The sequence below is a fragment of the Oscillatoria salina IIICB1 genome (assembly GCF_020144665.1).
GTDB lineage: Bacteria > Cyanobacteriota > Cyanobacteriia > Cyanobacteriales > SIO1D9 > IIICB1.
The window spans coordinates 1-20,578 of record NZ_JAAHBQ010000092.1; the positions used below are offsets into that span (position 1 = coordinate 1).

A 20,578-nucleotide genomic window follows, 5' to 3' on the forward strand; every position below is an offset into this window, starting at 1 on the left:
TTATGTGCGAACAGTTAGCAAATACCCACATTGCTCAATTAGTTGTAGAGATGAAAATGCAACGTTTTCACAACTTTCCCAGTCACCAATCCCCAATCCCCAATCCCCAATCCCCAATCCCCAATCCCCAATCCCCAATCCCCAATCCCCAATCCCCAATCCCCAATCCCCAATCCCCAATCCCCAGTTGTACTATGGTTAAGAGAGGATAGCAAAGAATTTGATAACACTGTGGAAATAACCTTTTTAGGAACAAGCTCTGGAGTACCGACGCGATCGCGTAATGTTTCTAGTATCGCTTTACGTCTCCCTCAACGTGCAGAAGTGTGGATGTTTGACTGCGGGGAGGGAACTCAACATCAGATTCTTCGCAGTGACATCAAAACTTCGCAAATTAGCCGCATTTTTGTTACTCATATGCACGGAGACCATATTTTTGGTTTGATGGGTTTAATCGCTAGTTGCGGTTTAGCAGGTCAATCGCAAAAAATTGAAATTAATGGACCATTCGGTTTAGAAGAGTATCTTCGTGCTGGTGCAAAATATTCCTACATGGAAATTGGGAGACGAGTTCGAGTTCATACTGTCCTACCGGGCTTAGTTTACGAAGATGATGAATTTACCGTTACTTGTACTAAATTAAAGCATCGCGTCCCGGCTTTTGGCTATCGGATTACGGAAAAAGACCGACCGGGAAGATTTAAAGTAGAAAAAGCTACAAAGTTAGGTATTCCTCCAGGTCCAATTTACGGTCAGCTAAAACGTGGAGAGACAGTTAAATTACCCGATGGAAGAGTTATTCGCGGAACCGACCTTTGCGATCCACCCGAAACAGGGCGTAAAGTTGTTTATTGTACGGATACAATTTACTGTGATTCAGCCGTAGAATTAGCCCAAGATGCTGATGTTTTGATTCACGAAGCTACTTTTTCTCATCAAGATGCTGAATTAGCTTTTGAACGGCTTCATTCTACTTCCACAATGGCTGCTCAGGTAGCGTTAAGTGCAGGAGTGAAACATTTAATTCTCACTCATTTTAGTCCTCGTTACGCTCCTGGTAATCCTTTACAGTTAAATGATTTACTTGCGGAAGCACAAGCAATTTTTCCCAACACTCAACTCGCTTACGATTTTATGACTTATGCTGTACCCAGACATAAAAATGTCGAGGCTTACGAAGGTGCTTCGGTAAGCTGAAATTTCAACAAAACAGCACTGTACATATTCTCAGATGTTTAAATCAAGATTTACTGACCAAATAAAAGTATGATTGAAAATTCGCTATTTTTCCTCTAGAGACGTTGCCTGCAACGTCTCTACAAAGATTTTTTTACCTGAGAAATTACAACCAGTTACCAACTAAAACAAATGCTGACCAAAAATAAGGATGAGCAAATAAATTTCTCCTCTGCTAAAACTTCAACTTGTGAGCTAAATTCACCTAACCCCACACTCGACGCAAATTCAACACAAAACCGGGTAAGATTTCTTCACCGGATAACTCCGTCGGATTGGACAATATTTCTCCTTCTAAACCCACTCGATAAACTGCCACGGTGCGATTTTGCGGGTCGATTAACCACCCCAATCTCGCCCCATTATCCAGATACTCTTGCATTTTTTCTTGTAAAGATTTAAGCTTATCAGAAGCAGAGCGTAACTCCACCACAAAATCCGGGCAAATATGAGGAAATGTATCTTTTTGTTCATCCGTCAGTGCATCCCAACGCTCTTGACTAATCCAACAAGCATCGGGAGAACGATTTGCATTATTGGGTAAAGTGAACCCAGTTGAAGAGTCAAATGCCTCTCCGGGTTCACCCGCATTTCGCCACCATAAATACAATTCGCCAGAAATGCTCCAATTTCGTTTTCCAGTCTCCCAACCTGTGGGTGGGTTCACAATTAACTCTCCTTTTGCCGTTCTTTCTAGTTGTAATTCTCGATTGCAGGCTGCCAGAGCTGTAAACTGTTCTAGGGTGACGTAGAGATTCAGGGTTTTGGGTAAATTCAGTAATAGTGTTTCGGTTTCCGGTTTGGCGGGTGTTTGTACCATTTTGACCCCTCCTACCATAAAGATTGTCTAGTTAGATTTTAGGCGATCGCTTTAGTAATTTTTTAACCCTAGCCATCCTTCTAGTCTTCTCTCTCCAGAGCCAAGATTTTTCGCTCCGAACTTACAACCAGTTACCAACTAAAACAAATGCTGACCAAAAATAAGGATGAGCAAATTTTTCCTCTGCTAAAACTTGAACTTGAGCGCGGCGTAAAGCTTCAGCTTTACTAATTTCTGGATTCGTTAATTCCCGGTAAAAATTAGTCATTAACAAAGAAGTTCCTTCGTCACTAACATACCATAAACTAGCTACAGTGCTACGTGCGCCTGCTCTAACAGCGACACCAGCTAATCCGAGTGCAGCGCGATCGTCTCCGGCTGCGGTTTGACACGCACTCAAAACCAATAATTCAATGGGGCGAATTTGTTTGGTATCAGATTTGAGCAAATTGCGTAAATCTTCGATATTAATTTTCTCATTCCAAGTCAAAACAAAGGTATTTTCTACTTGAGAACTAAATTCGCCATGAGTTGCTAGGTGAACTACTGGATAAGCTTTTTCTGTTACTTGTTGGTTAACATTTGGTTCGGTAAAAGACTCGTTGATTAAAATTTCAGTGGGTACTTGAGATTGAATTTTTGCTAATTCATCTGCTACTCCGGGAAGAGGAGCAAATCCTTGACGCGCTTCGCTTAATCCACCGCTCAAAACTTGAATTTTTTCTCTTGCTAAGGGTTTGGGGTCTACTAATTGTAAACTAGGAGCAGTAGCGACGCTGTAAGTTTCGGCAAGGTACTTTTCCCCATCATGAAGGGTAGCAATGGGAATATTACGAAATCTGCCATCAGGAACTAACACGATGGTTTCAATATCGCTAGATTTGAGTTCTTTTTCTATAGGGCGAATTAGCCAATTATAAACTTTTTGGGAAGGTTCCAAGAAATTCTCGATAAAACGGCGCTCTCTAGGATTTGTTAGCGCTTGAAACATTTCTTGAATAGTTGCTTCTATTTCGGCTTTTGGTAAGTTGGTTGTATAGCTAATTAAAGGTCGATCTGGTAAGGCTAAAATTACTTCGAGGCGATCTGCTAAAATGATGGGGTAAAAGATAGCTGCTTTGCGATCTAATTGGTCAATTGTAACTGGTTGTGCGTCTAAACAAGCGTCGCGAAAAAAGTTATCTAGTTCGGCTAGTTGTAGAGATTCGATGATTTCTCGCGCTTGTTTAAGGTTTTCTTGGGTAGGATTTTCTCCTGGTTGATTGGGTTGCAAAAGTAAGGAGACTAATTCGCGATAGACTGGTTCTACACTTTCACGGAAATCATATTGAACTTCGGAACTGATTGCTACTATATCGCTACGCAAAGCTTTCAGGTTGTCTACTGCTTGGGAGTAAGCATTTATAGCGCCTTTTCTCTCTTTTTTTACTGCTAAAATTTTCCCTAGTTGCCATTGCCATTGATATGCTAGATCGGGTGCGTTGATTCCTTGGGCTAAAATTAACGCTTGTTCGGTTATTTCTTTGGCTTCGTCCCATTGTTGGTTTTGTTGGTATAATTTACCTAGGTTTCCTAAGCCAGAAGATTCTGCTCTGCGATCGCCTAAATTTCTTGCTTCTTGAATCGCTGTAGCGAGGATTTTACTAATTCCTGAAGCAGAAATTGCGCTTGGTAAATTCTGTTTGTTTTTAACATCTTTTCTCAATTTTGTCAAGCTTTCGGCGAAATTAATTCGAGCGTAAACTTTGGTTTGAGATTGCGGTAATTGAGTTAATAAGTTATCAATTGATGGAATTAATTTAATTGCTCGATCGTAATCTTTTTGGTCTATTAACAGATTAAGTTGATTTAGTTGGGCTTGGGTTTGTAATTCTGGGGAAAATGTTTCTTCGATGACGCGCTGATACAATAAACTTGCTGTGTCTGTTTCTTGAAGTAAGCGGGTGGTATTTCCTAGGCTAATTAAAGAAATAGCAATTTGTTCGGATGCGCCTAAGTTTTCGGCTATTTCTAAACTCGATTGGAGCAATTCTTGAGATAATTGTAACTGTCCAACGCCACGGAGAACATCACCCAAACTTTGTAAGGCTTTGGCTTTAATTAAGCTGTCTGGTTCGGCTTGTAAGGTTTCTCGAATTTCGTTTAAATTTGTTAGTGCTGTAGCATATAAACCTAGTGCTTGTAAAGCTTGTGCTTGATTAATTTTACTTTTCGTTAAATCGCTAAGAAGATCGAAATTTCGATAGATTTCTGCGGCTTGTTTCCAAGTTTCTAAAGCAAGTTCTGGTTGACCGATAGTTAATTCTAGCTGACCTTTAATATCAAAGGTAGCAGCTTTTAATTGCTGATTTTGTTTGGTTTCAGAAAGATTATTTAAAATATCTAAAGCAGAGATTATATTATTACTAGTTTTTTCCCATTCACCTATTTTCAAGTTAACTAAAGCGAGATTTCTTAAGGCAGTCGCTTGACGATAATTATCTCCTTGGGCGGCGTAATTAGCAATTGCTTGCTCTAATAATTCAATACTAGCTTGATATTTCCCCTGTTGATAAAGTTGTTGGGCTTCGGCTTCTAAATTAGTGGTTTGTGCTAATAAAAAAATTGAGTTATTCTTGGCTGAAGCTGGTTTAATTTGCCCAGAAATGCCTAAAATTAAAATACTAATTGATAAGGCTAATATTTTGTTCATTATTTGCTTTAAAATAAACCTTGAGAGCGAATCTGTATCTAATCCTAAGTTGCACTTAAATATAGTAGGGGTATAGAGACTAAAATATTTAACTCAATGAAATACCTAGATACAACTTCTTTTTCATTTAATCTTACGTCATCCTGAGCGAAGCGTTCGCGAAGGATGACATTTTTCCACATTATCGTCTTCTAAGTATACTATCTCTGGACGGAACTTGGTATAAAAATTTCTCTAGATAAATTGCGTATAAAGTTTCTCCAAATACTAATGCTTAAAAAGGACTATAACGAATTGAAAAATAAATCCCCTCCTCTTGTAAAGAATCGCCAGTAGTTTCTAATTCTACTAAGGGAATACCCCAATCAAGACGTGCGACAAAATTAGATCCGATGAGTAATTGTAAACCTAAACCTACAGAAGAAATCGTCTGTTCTTCTAGTTCAACTTCGTTGTTATTCCAAACAGTACCAAAATCGAAAAAAGGAGTTACTTGTAAGATTGTATCCCATTCAGGAATACGAGCAATGGGAACGCGAACTTCCGCAGAAGCAAAAAAACCGCTATCTGCAAGTAAGACATCTTGACGATATCCTCTCACACTTAATTGTCCTCCCAAACTAAACTGTTCGAGAGGAACTAAAGGACGATCTGCTACTTGTAGATCCGATCGCAATAAGAATACCGTATCAGGGGCAAGAAGACGCAAATATTGTGCTTGTCCCCGCCAAGAAAAATATCTGCCGTCGGGATTTTCTTCATTAATAGTAGCATCAAAAGCATCAATACCGAGAGAAAATTGCGATCGCGCGGCGAAAACTTGTTGGGCGGTGCGCGTGGTATACTCTTGAAAGAAGCGAAGTGAAGTAACTGTGGTTTCGCCGTCGTTTTCAGCCCCAGCCGAGAGGGGAAAAGGAATTCCTAATAAGGAAGTTTCTGATTCTTGTAAAGTCCCCGTAACTCCGACAGCAAACTCAGTATTAGGAGTTCGATATACTGGTTGACGATAACTTAGTTGGTAGGTACGAGACTCGGAAATAATATCTAATTCGTTAAAAGGTTCTTCAATAATCTCGCTTTCGGTGCGACGATGACTAAAGCTAATTGTACCATCGCGGGCATTAATCGGCACGGTATAACTAATGTCATCGAGAGTATTACTACCATCAGTATTGTAGTAAGAAACATTCAGGCGATCGCCCCAACCTAAAAGATTATTATGCCCGATTTGGATGATGCGGCGATGGCTACCCACACTTGGCGATCGCTGGTTATCTAATCCCAATTCGGTGTAAAATCCAGGTGCATCCTCTACGAATACTTCTAACCTACTTACCCCTGGACGAGTTCCGGCAGTTAATTCTACTGATAATCTTTCTATGAGAGGATCTAGTTGTAATAGCTGTAAGGCGGTTAATAACTCTTGTTGATTTAACGGTGCTTTGGTAGCATTTTCTAAACGAGAGCGAACGTAACCTGGTTTGAGTCGATCTAATCCCGAAATTTCAATCTCTTCAATCTCACCTTCTACTACTTGGATCGTTACTGTACCATTTTCTAAGGCTTGGGGAGGAATAAAAGCCCCAGAAGTAATATAACCTCGCTGTTGATAAAGTCGAGTTACTGCTTGTTGAGCTGCTAAAAGTTCGGCAAAAGTTAGAGGACGATTAGTGTATTCTGCTAATAAGCGATCTAATTCTTCTTCATCAAAAACCGTACTCCCGACAACTTCAAACTCCCTGACAGTGATTGTACCAGGAATCGTGGGGGATTCTGGCTCTGGAGTTGGTGCAGTGGGTGGTTGGAGTAACTCTTCGGGAGGTGGTAAAGGTTCGAGATCCGGTTGCGATCGCGGTTCGGGTAAAATTGGTTCGGGTATATTTGCTGGGGGTGTTGTTTGCGCTACACTTCCCCTGACTAAACTCCCTTCCACCAAGAAAAAAGGTATTCCTAACAATAACCAACTTAATTTTGACATTTTTTTGGTTTGTAGTTGTTCGTCGTCCGTCTCTTCGTAAATTTTGCGAATATTCAAGCGGAAATCATTGGCGATCGTGTTTATTTAACTATTCCAATAGTAACTAAAAAAACTCAGAAAAGTCAGAAAAGTAGGAAAGGTAGGAAAAGTAGGAAAGGTAGTAAAGGTAGGAAAGGTAGGAAAAGTAGGAAAAGTAGGTTATTTCTCGATCGTACTTGAAGCTAAGAAATTCTAGGCTATAATCCAGATAGAGCAATTACCGTAGAGTTGTCTAATTGTCAAAGAGCGCTAATAGTGCGGGCATTTTGCCCGTATTTTTTTTTGATTAGTTAGATAATTATTTCCTCTTGGATTAATCAGTTATAGCCAGGAAGATTTCAACTACATTCAGCTTATTTAGAAAGCGATCCATCAAGAGATAAGAGTGAATTTTAGATTCACTGAAAATCAAGAAATAATTAACAAAAAAAGAGGTGGGCAATGCCCACCCAAGATTTTTACAAGGTTAACGACTGAGGTTCAGTTTCAATTAACTTGGCTAAATCTTGTAGAAAAGCGGCGGCATCGGCACCGTAAATAATGCGGTGATCTGAAGTCATATTCACCTGCATTTGTCGCTTCACGCCCATCATACCGTCGTCAGTAGCGACAACTTGCGGACGAGATGCACCGATCGCCAAAATTGCACCTTGTCCTGGTGGTAAAATCGCATCAAAGCGATCTACGCCAAACATACCTAAATTCGAGAGAGTAAACGTACCAGTGGTATATTCATCTGGTTGTAACTGCTTAGAACGCGATCGCGCAACTAAATCTTTCCAACTACGAGACAAGGAATAAATATCAAGTTGGTCAGCATTTTGCAATACTGGAGTAATCAATCCACCATCAGACATAGCTACAGCTACAGCCACATTAATCGAGGAACGATACTGAATTCCTCCTTCGGTGTAGCTAGCATTAATAATGGGATGCTTTTGCAACGTCACTGCTACCGCTTTAGCTAGCAACGCCGTCATCGTTACGCCCTTAGATTTAATTTGCTTGTAAAGCTTATCTAACTCATCAGTGGTGATGGTATAGCCAACCCGGAAAGTGGGAACCTGCAAACTAGCAACCATATTCCTCACCACTGCATTTTGCAGAGTGTTCAAACGGACTACCTCGCCACCAGCAGCAGGCATTGGTTGGGCGGCAGCCGCAGGTGCAGGTTGAGATGGCGAGACAGTTTTCACCTCTGGTAAAGGTGCTTGTGTCGGTTTCGTTTCGGTGGGAGTACGCCCTGCGGCAGATTCTACATCAGCAGCAACAATTCTGCCATGAGGACCGCTACCTTGAAGTTGTTTGAGTTCAACTTGCAATTCTTTAGCCAGTTTGCGGGCGCGAGGTGAAGCAATCACTCTGCCGTTAGTACGGCTAGAAGTTGTGGCTTGCTTCTCGGCGACAGGTGTTTGAGAAGCCGTTGACTTTTGCGGGCTAGCCGTTGCAGGTACAGAAGAACCATTCTTCATTCCGGCTGCTTTTTGTTTAGCTTCTTCAATTTCCGCTTCCGTTTCTGCTAATAAAGCGATCGCCGAACCGACAGCAGCTTCTTCACCTTCTGGGACAATTATACTCGCCAGAAATCCTTCATTAAAGGATTCTACGTCCATATCGGCTTTATCCGATTCGACGATAACCACCGTGTCACCTTTTTCCACTTTGTCACCTGGCGATTTTTCCCAGGAAACAATTTTGCCTTCTGTCATGGTGGAACTAAGGGCGGGCATGAAAATTTCGTGGATCATGGGGTGGTCTTCCGATTTGAGGAGGTTTGTTTAATAAATTTTTAAGTCAGATCGCATTTTACCAGTTTTTTCTAACATCATGGAGTTGTCGGGGCAAACCTTCTGTGGTTGCCCCTCTCCAGAGTAGAGTTTAAATATCGCCGCGAATTTCTTCAACTACCCCATCACGCACCAAAATTTCGACGTTAAGTTTGCGTACCAAATTATCTCCCGGTTCAACGCGGAAAAAGCTTTCCATTTGACCTTGGGGGACTTCTTGATCCAACTCCAAAAGCTGCACTTGTTGCAACTGCTGGAGAAACTGATTTTTTTGTTCGAGTAGTTCGCTTTTCTTTTGGTTAACCTGATTTTGGATACTTTCAATTTGCTGAGTAACTACCGGACCTGGAGGTGTTACACTTTGCTTTTGAACTTCCGCGATCGCTCTTTGTCCCTGCATATCCAATTGTTGTAGCTGGGAGTCTATGTTGGAGATTTGATCTTGCAGTTGTCGTTGTACTTCTTCTTTCCAGCGTGTCGTCACTACTACTTTAACGACCACTGGACGTTTGAGTAGTAAGTGTGATTTAACTTCATCCATGAGTTTTTTCCTTAATCTAATTACGCAATCGCCGTTTATCCGTCTTGCTTGGTTAGCTAGTAACTAACAACTATCTTTTTTCAAACATCCCGTTAATGATATCGCGATAGCGTTCTGTCACAACGGGACGCTTGACTTTCAAAGTTTGCGTCATCATCCCATTTTCAATAGAAAATGGCTCTAAAATTAAGCGGAAAGGTCCGATGCGATCGTCTTGACGATATCCAGGACGATTTTTCACTTCCCGATTTAATTCTTGGCGATACAAACTTTCTATTTGTGGATTATCTAAGTCTTCGCGCTCGCGACCGTAGTCATCTGGTATCTTTAGAGAAAGATTTTGGGAGTTTACCCATTGTTTGAGAGCATCTAAATTGGGGACAATCAAAGCACCTAGCGATCGCTCATCTTGACCTACTAACATAATCTGATCGATGTACGGACTCCGCACGCAAGCGTCTTCAATCGGCTGCGGTTCAATATTTTCCCCGTTAGTAAGTACAATCGTATCTTTGGCGCGTCCAGTCAAAACTAAGTCATTACGCGGCGTTACTAAACCTAAATCCCCCGTATTAAACCAACCTTCCTCATCAATTGCTTTGCTTGTTGCTTCGGGATTTTTATAATAACCTTTCATCACCTGGGGACCTCGGACTAAAACTAAACCACGTTCTCCTGGTGGTACATCTCGCTTACTTTCCGGGTCAACAATCCGTACTTCCGTCTCTGGTAGCGGCTTTCCTGCTGAATAACGTAAATTTTCCCAAAAACGACGCGCGTTAGTCACCGGGGCTGTTTCGGTCAATCCGTAACCCACCAATACAGTAACATTGATAATTTCGTAAAATGTATCTAAATGGCGAGCTAAAGAACCACCACCGCTAATTACCGCTTTCAGATTTCCCCCGGTGGCTTCTCGGACTTGACGATAAACCAGTTTTTCTGCTAAAGCGTGCAAAGGATAAAGTGCTGAAGCTTTGATTTTTGCCAAAAAGCGATCGCGCGCTGACGCTTTTAGTTTATCTAAGCTTAAGCGTTCTGCTACTCGCTTTGCTTGAATATATTGCTCGGAAATATTTAAGAAAAACTGCACTAATTTTTGTTTATTCGCAGGTTGTTCCCGTAACTGTTTTTGGATCGCTTCGTAAATTGATTCCCACAGTCGAGGAACTCCGATCATATAATCAGGTTTAAATTCTTTCAGGTCTGTTTTGAAATACCGCAAATTTGTATAAATCAACGTACAACCTTGAGATAACACAAAATATTCGGCGGTACGTTCGTAAGCGTGCCAAGTAGGTAAAATGGTTAACAGGCGAGAATTTTTACCCGGTTGAATAATTGTTCCTAAAGTATTTACTTGATGTAAAATATTTCCGTGGGTAAGCATCACTCCCTTGGGTTTACCTGTTGTCCCAGAGGTATAAAGCAGAGTTGCCACAGTCTCCCGATTTTGTTTTACTGGTTCTAAAGAAGCATTTGCTCCTGCTGCCATTAATTGTTGAAAATTAACGATTTTCAAAGAAGAATCTAAATTTGGTTCTTCGTCTGCTAAGACAACTACTAATTCGATAGGTAACTCTTCTAGAGATGCTTGGAGTTGCTTGAGAGTTTTCAAGTCTTCAATGACTAAACTCGTACTATCGCTATTTTCGAGAATATAAATTAACTCTTGTGGATCTGCTTGAGCCGATCGCACAATATTAGTAGCCCCAGTCATCATTATCCCTTGGTCAGCCACCATCCAACGAGGGCTATTATCAGCAAATAGTCCAATATGAGTTCCCGGTTTAATACCCATCGCTTGTAAACCAGCCGCAAACTGCTCGATTTGCTGAGATAATTCTCTGTAAGTCAGCTTTACTTCCGGTTTCGAGTGAGGATCGTATAAAGCTAATTCATCACCAAAACGTTCGACAACTGAAGCCCAAATTTGGGGGATCGAGTCAATGGTAGAATAATCTACCATCCGACGCAGATTAGCTCGTTCCCGTTCGGTAAAAGAGAAAGCACCAGGAGATACAGGAGTTTGTTTTGACATGATTCCGTCCTTATGTCTTTGCTTTTTAAGATACTCCGGTTTGAGGTCAGAGGAACTTTTTGGGGACAGAATTGTTTGTGTCTATCGCGAAGAAGGTGTCGCGATCGCTAAAATAGATTATTGTTAGTGTCGATTGGTTTAACTCAATTATGCCCAAAGCAATCTGGAATGGTGCTGTCTTAGCAGAAAGCGATAACTGCGAAGTTGTCGAAAGTAATTACTATTTCCCTCCTGACTCAGTTAACCAGGAGTATTTTCAAGCAAGCAATACCCATACTACCTGTCCCTGGAAGGGTGTCGCTAGTTACTATACTATCCAAGTAGACGGCAAAGAAAATAAGGATGCTGCTTGGTATTATCCCCAAGCTAAGGATAAAGCGAAAAATATTGAAGGTTATGTCGCTTTTTGGAAAGGTGTCAAAGTAGAAGCTTAACAGTTAACAGTAATCAGTTATCAGTTACCACGTATCCGCATTTACTAGTTATAGCAATACTTTATAGACAATCAAACAGAAAAAGCTATATATTTGGTGTAGAGATGTTGTATGCAATGTCTCTACGATGTGATTGTTTGCAGGAAATATTTGTGTATTTGATATTAGTTAATTTAGGCTGAATTTCGTCTTCGTTTAACCAAAGGTTTTTCTCTTATTTTAACTGAAACAGTTGAAAAAATTAGTTTTCCAAAGAAGATTTGCTCAATTCAATAAGGTAATTACGCTTGACCAAAAACAAATAACACAAATTTCCTTAGCTATTTTCCACAAAATTACTATGAAATAACTGATAACTGATAACTGATAACTGATAACTGATAACTGAAAAAAACAATCCCTAATCCCCTCCTAATAACCAAACCAAAATCAAGCAGACGAAACCTAAAATAACCCAACGAATGCCTAGCCAAAGCCAATCTAACAAATTAAGGGGAACTAAAGCTAAAATATGGGAAAAAAACCAATTACAAATTAACATAAAAGTAAGTAAGAAAATTAAAGGCATAACAGTTATTGGCTAGAACAAAAACGGAAAAAATGGCGAGAGAATGTGTCAGAAACTAGACTGTCCCTCTTATCTCTATTGAAGTAACTCACTTAAGTTATAACAAAAGTAGAATTCAGATGCGGCTAAATAAACAAATCCGATCTGAACATGAGGAGGTAGAAAAAAAAGATTCTACCCGTGTGAGAGGAGGGTAATAGCCATGCTGAAACTTAATAGTAGTAAAATAATAGCGGCGATCGCCGGATTAATTTGCGTACCCGCAATCGCGCAAGCAGCTAACTTCGACCAGCTTATTTTAGCAGCAAGTTCTGGTAATGATTCGAGAACAGTAACAGGACATACAGGTGGATCTTACCTCTTATCAGCAATAGCCAACCGCGATCGCCACAATAATCCTTGTGTTGGTTTTGCTGCTCCTACACCAGATCATACAATGGTTTTGGAACAAGACTTCTCGACACTAAAACTACAAGTTAACAGTGGGGGAAAAGATACCACTCTAGTTGTCCAAGGTCCAGATAACACAGTGCTTTGTGGAGATGACACTGGTTCCAATAAAGACGCTAGTATCGAAGATACCAACTGGAAAAAAGGAACCTACAAAATTTGGGTTGGTTCTTTTGAACCAAGTAAACGCTGGAACTACACCTTGTCAGCCCAAGAATAATCAGAGAACATTTGGACGGTAATCACCAGTTAAGAAAAGCCAAGAGAACGATAAGATAGTCAATGATTAGTTTGACAAAAAATGGTAATCAATCGTGCTATCTACGCTCTTAGCTGACTTTCGTATTATCTTCGATCGCGACCCCGCAGCGAGAAACTGGCTGGAGGTCTTATTTTGCTATCCTGGTTTACAAGCATTACTATTTCACCGCATAGCTCATTGGCTGTATAACCTTGGTATTCCCTTTATACCGCGTTTAATCTCCCATTTGGCGCGTTTCTTGACCGGAATTGAAATTCATCCGGGAGCGCAAATTGGATGTGGAGTATTTATCGATCATGGCATGGGAGTAGTTATCGGGGAAACAGCGATCGTAGGAGACTATGGCTTAATTTATCAAGGAGTTACCCTTGGTGGTACAGGTAAAGAAACTGGTAAACGTCATCCAACTTTAGGCGAAAATGTCGTTGTCGGTGCAGGTGCAAAAGTTCTCGGTAACATCCAAATTGGTAATAGCGTGCGAATTGGGGCTGGTTCGGTAGTATTACGAGATGTCCCCTCTGATTGTACAGTTGTGGGCGTTCCTGGGCGTATTGTCTACCGTTCCGGGGTGCGAGTTAACCCCCTCGAACATGGTAGCTTACCTGACTCAGAAGCAAACGTAATTCGTGCTTTAGTCGATCGCATTGAATCTCTCGAACAACAAGTACAAAATTTACAACAGCAACAACAAGCAACAGGTTCGCTGGTTGGTGCAGTGGTGGACTCATCTGGGGAATCAGATGATACCTCCTTTTCGAGTACAAGTTGTCATCTTAGAGATAAAGAAATCCGGGAATTCTTTGATGGAACGGGAATTTAGCCAAAGATTTGGGAATAGTTCCAGAAAATTGATTAATCTGAGGGATAGCCAAGTTGTCTTTGAGGTTTTTGGTTATCCCTTTTAGCTGTATTAGTTGGTAATCAGAAAATTAGAAACTAAGTGTTAGAATTTACATTAAAAATGCTGACTCTCAATAATTTCTTTTAAAGAAGTTGTTATAGCTTCAGTAGTATTTGCTGCTGAGATAGTCAAGCGAGACGAAAAAACACGCTAAGATGCCAGAGAAAGTAGTCTATAGCGAGGAGATTTTTTCATGTTTCTCAACGAACTATCACCCTTATTCCAAGAATTTGTCCAACAACCCCTTGCTTTTACAGGCGGCTTCTTTTCTGGCGTTTTTCGGCTTTCCCTTGACGAAGATCCGCTAAAAAGCTGGTTAGAGCAACAATCTGGCTCGAATACCAGCCAGACAAACTTCACCTACAACGGCGACAATGGGAGAACGAGCGGACCTCAGTCAATCTCAATCGAGTGAAATTGACAGTCGCGATCGCAGCCTAGAAATGTAAGGCAGATAACGGTTGGCAAATCTGCTACTGGGCTAGTATATTAGGAGCAAAAGTGAGTTCAGTAGGATCGTGGGTTGAATTTCAGTCTGATGTCAGTGTCTTGGTTAAAAGGTGTAGATTATTTTTTGACAGGCTAATACACAGTCATGACAATTCGCCCTTGGTAACTCAAAGATCCGCGTTAGGTTAATTACCAAAGTCGAAAATTTGAGTAATCTGAACTTGCACTTCTCATTCATTCCGATCGATTCAAATGACCATTTATATAGGAAATCTCTCTTACCAAGCCACAGAAGACGACATCAGAACTGTATTTGCCGAATATGGCAGTATCAAAAGAGTCGTTTTACCAACAGACCGAGAAACAGGTCGCGTGCGTGGTTTTGCTTTTGTTGAAATGAACGAAGAATCCCAAGAAGAAAGCGCGATCTCTGAACTAGATGGTGCTGAGTGGATGGGACGACAGTTGAGAGTAAATAAAGCAAGACCGAGGGAGAATAATAACGGCGGCAAGCGTAATAATCGATATTGATCTTGTCGCGCGACTTGGACAAGTGTTGGAGTCGCGAAGATTTCAATCTAGTTATCGCGAAAATGGGTGAAAGTCCCCGCTTGCAGTTAAGACTGAGTGGGGATAGACACCTGAAGAAAGTTCGATCGCTAGAATTAGGAGCGAACAAAGTTGGCTATCGAACTAATTCTCTTTTCCTTAACCTGAATTTGGTCTAAAGTTATAAGCGCGATCGCAAATACCTTCCTAAGATGGTAGTTAGAGAGAAATCAACCACAGTTGGCGAGCATTTCTCGATTTCACCACATCAGCGCCAATCGATAGGGAGGAAAAAGATGGTCAACTCGCCCGCAGCGCAAGAACATACTCTGGATCGCGATTGTATGACGTTATCTCGTCATGTACTCCAACAACTCCAGAGTTTTTCCGCAGAGGCACAAGATTTGAGCGCCATCATGAATCGCATTGCTTTGGCGGGAAAGTTAATTTCTCGACGCTTAACTCGCGCTGGATTAGTGGAAGGGGCGTTAGGATTTACAGGTGATGTCAATGTGCAGGGAGAATCTGTCAAAAAGATGGATGTCTATGCCAATGACGTGTTTATCTCGGTTTTTAAGCAAAGTGGTTTAGTTTGCCGCTTGGCATCCGAGGAGATGGAAAAGCCTTATTATATTCCGGAAAATTGCCCGATTGGACGCTATACTCTACTCTACGATCCGATTGATGGTTCGTCTAATGTTGATATCAATTTGAATGTTGGTTCGATTTTTGCGATTCGCCAGCAGGAAGGAGAAGATTTAGACGGCGATGGCAAGGATTTGCTGCAAAATGGACGCAAGCAACTCGCCGCAGGTTATGTTCTTTATGGACCGAGTACGCTTTTGGTATATTCCATTGGTAATGGCGTTCACTCGTTTATTCTCGATCCCAGTTTAGGAGAGTTTATCCTGGCAGAAGAAAATATTACCATTCCCTCCCATGGTCCTGTATACAGCGTTAATGAGGGTAATTTCTGGCAGTGGGATGATTCGATTCGCGAGTATACTCGCTATGTCCATCGTCATGAAGGTTATACTGCCCGTTATGGTGGGGCTTTAGTGGGAGATTTTCACCGGATTCTTTTACAGGGAGGTGTTTTCCTCTATCCAGGGACGAAGAAAAAACCCGAAGGTAAGTTGCGTTTGCTTTACGAATCGTCTCCTTTGGCTTTTTTGATCGAGCAAGCTGGAGGGAAAGCAAGTACAGGGATGGAAGATATTCTCGATGTTGTCCCCGATAAGTTGCACGCTCGCACGCCTTTATTTATAGGTAGCACGGAAGATGTGCAACTTGTAGAATCGTTTATTCAAGAAGAGTCGAGAAGAGAATCAGAAAAAAAGGCGATCGCTAGTTCTTGAGTTACATTCTAGCTAAGTAACGCTAGCTACAGATTTCTTAGTTTCTACCTTGAACACTAGAACTGAATGAAGTTAAAAGCATTAAATCGCGTTGCTTGGAGGCGATCGTCCGTCGAGCTTTAGAAAAAATCAAGATTTATTACCTGTATCTAACAGGATACTGGACATAAGTAAAGGAGGATAAATTATGACAGCAGCAACTAATCATATTCTCGAAATTGAAAGTCAATATGGTCAAAGTATCTGGATGGATAATTTGAGCCGTAATATTATCGCATCAGGAGAATTAAAGGATCTCGCGGAAAATCAAGGAATTCACGGGATTACTTCTAATCCGGCGATTTTTGAAAAGGCGATCGCGGGTAATGCGGTTTATGATGCTGATATCGAAGCGGGAATTGAGGCTGGTAAGTCGGTTGAGGAGATTTACGAGTCGTTGGTGTTTGATGATATTCGCCGCGCTTGTGATGTGTTTAAGCCGATTTACGAGCAAACTGACGGTTTGGATGGTTACGTTAGTATTGAAGTACCGCCGAATATTGCTTTGGATACTGAGAAAACGATTCAAGAAGCTCGTAGGTATTTTCAAGAGATCGATCGCGAAAATGTGATGATTAAGATTCCGGGTACCACTGAAGGTATCCCGGCTTTTGAACAAGCGATCGCTGATGGTATTAATGTCAATGTAACCTTACTTTTCTCGGTACAAAGTTACGTTGATACCGCTTGGGCTTATATTCGTGGTTTAGAGAAGCGCGTAGCTGAAGGTAAAGATATTAGTAAGATTGCTTCAGTTGCAAGTTTTTTCCTCAGTCGGATCGATGTTAAAATTGACGGTACGATCGATGCTAAACTTGAAGCAGGTGTAGACCGGATCGAAAAAGAAGCTAAACTCAAAGCAGTTAAAGGTAAAGTCGCGATCGCTAATGCCAAAATAGCTTACCAGGAATTTAAGAAGATTATTCAGAGCGATCGTTGGAAAGCTTTATCAGCCAAAGGTGCAAGCGTACAACGCTTACTTTGGGCTAGCACTAGCACCAAAAATCCAGAATATAGCGATGTTATGTATGTGGATGAGTTAGTAGGTCCCAACACTGTTAATACTTTACCTCCTAGCACAATTGAAGCTTGCGCGGATCATTGCTCTCCAGCTAATCGTATCGAAAGCGAAGTTGAGGAAGCTTACAAGCTAATTGAAAACCTCAAAGATCCTGACATCAATATCGATCTCGATCGCGTCATGAGTGAATTACTTGATGAGGGTATTGATAAATTTATCAAACCATTTGAATCTTTGATGTCTTCCCTGGAATCTAAAGTCAAGAAACTGGCAACTGTTTAATCAGTAACTAATCTCTCTCGCCGGAAAAAGTAAAAAGGAAAATTATCCCTTTCTGTTTACCTTTTTGCTTTTTTCTTTTCCTAGTAATTCTCTACTACTGGTCGCAAAAAACAGTTGTTTATCTTTACGAAAATATGGTAACATTAGTAGAAAATCCCCTCCGCGTCGGACTACAACAAGAACGAACTCCAGAACCTCTCATTTTAGTTATTTTCGGTGCATCTGGAGATTTAACTCAGCGCAAGCTAATCCCGGCAATTTATGACCTGAAAAAAGAGCGACGCATACCACCGGAAACAACCATAGTTGGCGTAGCGAGGAGAGATTGGAGTCACGAATATTTTCGCGAACAAATGCGCGAAGGTGTAGAAGAATTTGGTAGCGGCATCGATTCTGAGGATTTATGGTCAAATTTTGCTGAGGGTTTACACTATTGCTCTGGCGATATGGATAAGCCCGAAAGCTATCAAAAATTGAAAGCATTTCTAAGTGAGTTAGATGGTAGACGGGGAACGAGAGGAAATCGCGTTTTCTATTTGTCGGTTTCGCCAAAATTCTTTGCTGAAGGAATCAAGCAATTAGGCGCAGCAGGAATGATTGACGATCCAATTCATACTCGAATTGTCATTGAAAAACCTTTTGGTAAAGATTTAGGTTCGGCAAAAACTCTGAACCAAGTAGTGCAAAAAGTTTGTAAAGAAGAACAGATTTATCGCATCGATCACTACTTAGGTAAAGAAACAGTTCAGAATTTGTTAGTTTTCCGCTTTGCGAACGCAATTTTTGAACCATTGTGGAATCGTCAGTTTGTCGATCACGTGCAAATTACCGTCGGTGAAACTGTCGGTGTCGAAGATCGCGCTGGCTATTACGATACTTCCGGTGCGTTGCGAGATATGGTGCAAAACCACTTGATGCAGCTATTTTGCTTAACAGCAATGGAACCGCCTAATTCTTTAGATGCCGATAGCATTCGTACCGAAAAAGTGAAGGTTTTGCAAGCGACTCGCTTGGCTGATACCAATAATTTAGACCTTTCAGCGATTCGCGGTCAGTATAAAGCGGGTTGGATGAAAGGTAAACCAGTTCCCGGTTATCGCGAAGAATCAGGAGTTAACCCGAATTCCACCACGCCCACATTTGTCGCCTTGAAGTTACTCTGCGATAATTGGCGTTGGAAAGGAGTACCTTTTTATTTACGAACTGGGAAGCGATTGCCGAAAAAAGTTACCGAAATTTCGATTCACTTCCGCGAAGTCCCGCTTTTAATTTTTCAGTCAGCCGCACAACAGGCGAGTCCCAACATTTTGGCAATGCGAATTCAGCCGAATGAAGGAATTTCCTTGCGTTTCGAGGCAAAAATGCCCGGACCCGAACTGAGAACGCGATCGGTAGATATGGATTTTAGCTACGGTTCGTCTTTTGGGATGGCGACGGCTGATGCTTACAATCGTCTATTACTCGACTGTATGTTAGGCGACCAAACTTTGTTTACTCGCGGTGATGAGGTAGAAGAAGCTTGGCGAGTGGTGACACCAGCTTTGTCAACTTGGGATGCACCTGCCGATCCTAACTTGGTTCCGCAATATGAAGCAGGAACTTGGGAACCTTCAGAAGCAGAATTTTTGATTAACCGTGATGGTCGTCGCTGGCGACGGCTTTAGGTAACTTGGCTATGAGTTAACAATTTCTCTTGATTTGCTCAGTTATTTAAAACAACCAAGGATAGATAATCGTTATGACAACTACATCATCTCCTCCAATTGTTTCTTTACAAGCGCCGAAAGATGTGTCGATCGATTACATCGAGAAAGAATTGCGAGAAATTTGGCAAAGTTATAGCACTGGCGATGAGAATTTTGCCGCTACGAGAGCGACAACTTTTACTTTGGTGGTATACGAACCAGAAGAAAGTCAGCAATTGTTAGCAGCTTTGGGCTTTTATACCGGTCCGATTGATGGAATTGCCGGACCGAGGACGATCGCCGCAATTAAAGCTGCTCAAAAAGCTTATGGTTTGGAAGTTACGGCTAAACCTACAGAAGAATTATTAACTAAGTTACGCGAAGAATATACCAAAGCCAAAGCAAGTGACAGCCCGACAGAAGAAAATGGTACGGCAGCATTAAAGTATTCTCCTGACTTAGAAGGAGGTGCGGTGGCAGATGCGATCGCGGCTTCTAATCCTTGCCGGATTATTACTCTTTGTCCGATTGTCGGTGACGATGAAGGGGTGACGGCGCAAGTTTCAGCTTATTGTCCGATTCAAAAACAAAGTAAGAGTAGCTTAATTTGCTGTGAGTATATTACTTTGCGTGGTACGGCTGAAGCTCTCGAAAGAGTCGGGGGTATTATTTCGGAATTAATGATTAGCGAATTGCCGAAGTTTATTTGGTGGAAGGCGACGCCAGACCCCGAATTTGGCTTGTTTCAACGTTTAATTGCCAGTGGAGATAGTTTAATTATCGACTCTAGTAGTTTTAATGATTCCGAACAAGACTTTTTGGCGATCGCCGATTTGATGAATGAAGGAATTGCGATCGCCGATCTGAATTGGCGACGTTTGGCTGCATGGCAAGAATTAACGGCGGAAGCTTTCGATCCCCCGGAACGTCGTGCGGCTTTAGGAGAGGTCGATCGGGTGACAATTGACTACGAAAAAGGCAATCAGGCTCAAGCTTTGATGTTCTTGGGTTGGTTAGGTAGTCGTTTGCAGTGGAAACCGATTAGTTATGAAAAAGAAGGCGGCGATTATGATATCCGCCGGGTTAAGTTTACCACTGACGATAATCGCGAGATTGAGGCTGAGTTAGCAGGAATTCCGACGGCTGATTGGGGCGAAATCGCTGGCGATTTGATTAGTTTGCGTCTGAGTTCGACTAATCTCAATGCTGACTGTTGTACGGTTTTGTGTTCGGAAACTACGGGTTGTATGCGGATGGAAGCTGGTGGTGGCGCCCAATCTTGTCGCATTCAGCAGGTAACGCCTTTGTTCGACCAAAAAACTGAGAAGTTGTTATCTCAGCAGCTACAGCGTTGGGGGCGTGAGGTGCTTTATGAGGAAAGTATGGCTGTTACTGGACAAATGTTGCGTTTAGTTTAGCTCTCCGCCGAGAAGCCCCGCACCATA

At 41.6% G+C, this 20,578-nt stretch carries 18 protein-coding genes; 11 read left to right on the plus strand and 7 right to left on the minus strand.

The window, feature by feature from the left end; all coding sequences use genetic code 11:
- Together G3T18_RS21415 and G3T18_RS21420 are read left to right on the plus strand one after the other, a co-directional pair.
- Window positions 1–212 (plus strand): hypothetical protein (locus tag G3T18_RS21415; RefSeq protein ID WP_224412628.1); only part of this gene is annotated, 212 nt, incomplete at its 5' end.
- Between the two features lie 19 nt (window positions 213–231).
- Window positions 232–1,197, plus strand: coding sequence for a ribonuclease Z (locus tag G3T18_RS21420; protein WP_224412629.1), 966 nt, complete (start codon window positions 232–234; stop codon window positions 1,195–1,197).
- Window positions 1,198–1,441: 244 nt separating this feature from the next.
- On the opposite strand, the gene G3T18_RS21425 is transcribed toward G3T18_RS21420, so the two are convergent.
- From G3T18_RS21425 to G3T18_RS21450, 6 genes are all read right to left on the minus strand, one after another.
- Window positions 1,442–2,056 carry a Uma2 family endonuclease gene (locus tag G3T18_RS21425; protein WP_224412630.1) on the minus strand — a complete coding sequence of 205 codons (615 nt, stop codon included), beginning with the start codon at window positions 2,054–2,056 and terminating at the stop codon, window positions 1,442–1,444.
- Window positions 2,057–2,177: 121 nt separating this feature from the next.
- On the minus strand, window positions 2,178–4,748 hold the full coding sequence (locus G3T18_RS21430) for a CHAT domain-containing protein (RefSeq protein ID WP_224412631.1): 2,571 nt from the start codon (window positions 4,746–4,748) through the stop codon (window positions 2,178–2,180).
- Window positions 4,749–5,022: 274 nt separating this feature from the next.
- Window positions 5,023–6,783 carry a ShlB/FhaC/HecB family hemolysin secretion/activation protein gene (locus tag G3T18_RS21435; RefSeq protein ID WP_224412632.1) on the minus strand — a complete coding sequence of 587 codons (1,761 nt, stop codon included), beginning with the start codon at window positions 6,781–6,783 and terminating at the stop codon, window positions 5,023–5,025.
- A gap of 440 nt (window positions 6,784–7,223) precedes the next feature.
- Entirely contained in the window at window positions 7,224–8,513 is a 1,290-nt protein-coding gene (locus G3T18_RS21440; protein ID WP_224412633.1) for a dihydrolipoamide acetyltransferase family protein, read from the minus strand.
- Between the two features lie 130 nt (window positions 8,514–8,643).
- A complete protein-coding gene (locus tag G3T18_RS21445; protein WP_224412634.1) occupies window positions 8,644–9,093 on the minus strand; it encodes a YlqD family protein in 450 nt (149 codons plus the stop codon).
- Window positions 9,094–9,163: 70 nt separating this feature from the next.
- A complete protein-coding gene (locus G3T18_RS21450) occupies window positions 9,164–11,134 on the minus strand; it encodes an AMP-dependent synthetase/ligase (RefSeq protein ID WP_224412635.1) in 1,971 nt (656 codons plus the stop codon).
- Window positions 11,135–11,283: 149 nt separating this feature from the next.
- Between G3T18_RS21450 and G3T18_RS21455 the strand changes: the two genes are divergently transcribed.
- Entirely contained in the window at window positions 11,284–11,568 is a 285-nt protein-coding gene (locus tag G3T18_RS21455; protein WP_224412636.1) for a DUF427 domain-containing protein, read from the plus strand.
- Window positions 11,569–11,968: 400 nt separating this feature from the next.
- Here the strand turns inward: G3T18_RS21455 and G3T18_RS21460 are convergent, their stop codons facing one another.
- Window positions 11,969–12,136, minus strand: a complete 168-nt coding sequence (locus G3T18_RS21460) for a hypothetical protein (protein WP_224412637.1) — start codon at window positions 12,134–12,136, stop codon at window positions 11,969–11,971.
- Between the two features lie 202 nt (window positions 12,137–12,338).
- Between G3T18_RS21460 and G3T18_RS21465 the strand changes: the two genes are divergently transcribed.
- From G3T18_RS21465 to opcA, 8 genes are all read left to right on the plus strand, one after another.
- Window positions 12,339–12,806, plus strand: a complete 468-nt coding sequence (locus G3T18_RS21465) for a hypothetical protein (RefSeq protein ID WP_224412638.1) — start codon at window positions 12,339–12,341, stop codon at window positions 12,804–12,806.
- Window positions 12,807–12,900: 94 nt separating this feature from the next.
- On the plus strand, window positions 12,901–13,668 hold the full coding sequence (gene cysE / locus G3T18_RS21470) for a serine O-acetyltransferase (protein WP_224412639.1): 768 nt from the start codon (window positions 12,901–12,903) through the stop codon (window positions 13,666–13,668).
- 274 nt (window positions 13,669–13,942) lie between these two features.
- Window positions 13,943–14,164 carry a hypothetical protein gene (locus G3T18_RS21475; protein WP_224412640.1) on the plus strand — a complete coding sequence of 74 codons (222 nt, stop codon included), beginning with the start codon at window positions 13,943–13,945 and terminating at the stop codon, window positions 14,162–14,164.
- A 287-nt stretch (window positions 14,165–14,451) separates the two neighbouring features.
- Window positions 14,452–14,730 carry an RNA recognition motif domain-containing protein gene (locus G3T18_RS21480; RefSeq protein WP_224412641.1) on the plus strand — a complete coding sequence of 93 codons (279 nt, stop codon included), beginning with the start codon at window positions 14,452–14,454 and terminating at the stop codon, window positions 14,728–14,730.
- A 314-nt stretch (window positions 14,731–15,044) separates the two neighbouring features.
- Complete coding sequence (gene fbp, locus G3T18_RS21485) at window positions 15,045–16,106, plus strand: class 1 fructose-bisphosphatase (protein WP_224412642.1); 1,062 nt, start codon at window positions 15,045–15,047, stop codon at window positions 16,104–16,106.
- A 187-nt stretch (window positions 16,107–16,293) separates the two neighbouring features.
- Window positions 16,294–17,448 carry a transaldolase gene (gene tal / locus G3T18_RS21490; RefSeq protein WP_224412643.1) on the plus strand — a complete coding sequence of 385 codons (1,155 nt, stop codon included), beginning with the start codon at window positions 16,294–16,296 and terminating at the stop codon, window positions 17,446–17,448.
- 134 nt (window positions 17,449–17,582) lie between these two features.
- Complete coding sequence (gene zwf, locus G3T18_RS21495) at window positions 17,583–19,112, plus strand: glucose-6-phosphate dehydrogenase (protein WP_224412644.1); 1,530 nt, start codon at window positions 17,583–17,585, stop codon at window positions 19,110–19,112.
- 74 nt (window positions 19,113–19,186) lie between these two features.
- A complete protein-coding gene (opcA, locus tag G3T18_RS21500; protein WP_224412645.1) occupies window positions 19,187–20,551 on the plus strand; it encodes a glucose-6-phosphate dehydrogenase assembly protein OpcA in 1,365 nt (454 codons plus the stop codon).
- The last annotated feature ends 27 nt before the right edge of the window (window positions 20,552–20,578 follow it).

Coding starts and splice junctions, on each gene's coding strand:
- G3T18_RS21425 (WP_224412630.1), bottom strand. CDS start 2,056: ATGGTACAAACACCCGCCAAACCGGAAACCGAAACACTATTACTGAAT.
- G3T18_RS21430 (WP_224412631.1), bottom strand. CDS start 4,748: ATGAACAAAATATTAGCCTTATCAATTAGTATTTTAATTTTAGGCATT.
- G3T18_RS21440 (WP_224412633.1), bottom strand. CDS start 8,513: ATGATCCACGAAATTTTCATGCCCGCCCTTAGTTCCACCATGACAGAA.
- G3T18_RS21445 (WP_224412634.1), bottom strand. CDS start 9,093: ATGGATGAAGTTAAATCACACTTACTACTCAAACGTCCAGTGGTCGTT.
- G3T18_RS21450 (WP_224412635.1), bottom strand. CDS start 11,134: ATGTCAAAACAAACTCCTGTATCTCCTGGTGCTTTCTCTTTTACCGAA.
- G3T18_RS21455 (WP_224412636.1), top strand. CDS start 11,284: ATGCCCAAAGCAATCTGGAATGGTGCTGTCTTAGCAGAAAGCGATAAC.
- G3T18_RS21460 (WP_224412637.1), bottom strand. CDS start 12,136: ATGCCTTTAATTTTCTTACTTACTTTTATGTTAATTTGTAATTGGTTT.
- G3T18_RS21465 (WP_224412638.1), top strand. CDS start 12,339: ATGCTGAAACTTAATAGTAGTAAAATAATAGCGGCGATCGCCGGATTA.
- G3T18_RS21475 (WP_224412640.1), top strand. CDS start 13,943: ATGTTTCTCAACGAACTATCACCCTTATTCCAAGAATTTGTCCAACAA.
- G3T18_RS21480 (WP_224412641.1), top strand. CDS start 14,452: ATGACCATTTATATAGGAAATCTCTCTTACCAAGCCACAGAAGACGAC.
- fbp (WP_224412642.1), top strand. CDS start 15,045: ATGGTCAACTCGCCCGCAGCGCAAGAACATACTCTGGATCGCGATTGT.
- tal (WP_224412643.1), top strand. CDS start 16,294: ATGACAGCAGCAACTAATCATATTCTCGAAATTGAAAGTCAATATGGT.
- zwf (WP_224412644.1), top strand. CDS start 17,583: ATGGTAACATTAGTAGAAAATCCCCTCCGCGTCGGACTACAACAAGAA.
- opcA (WP_224412645.1), top strand. CDS start 19,187: ATGACAACTACATCATCTCCTCCAATTGTTTCTTTACAAGCGCCGAAA.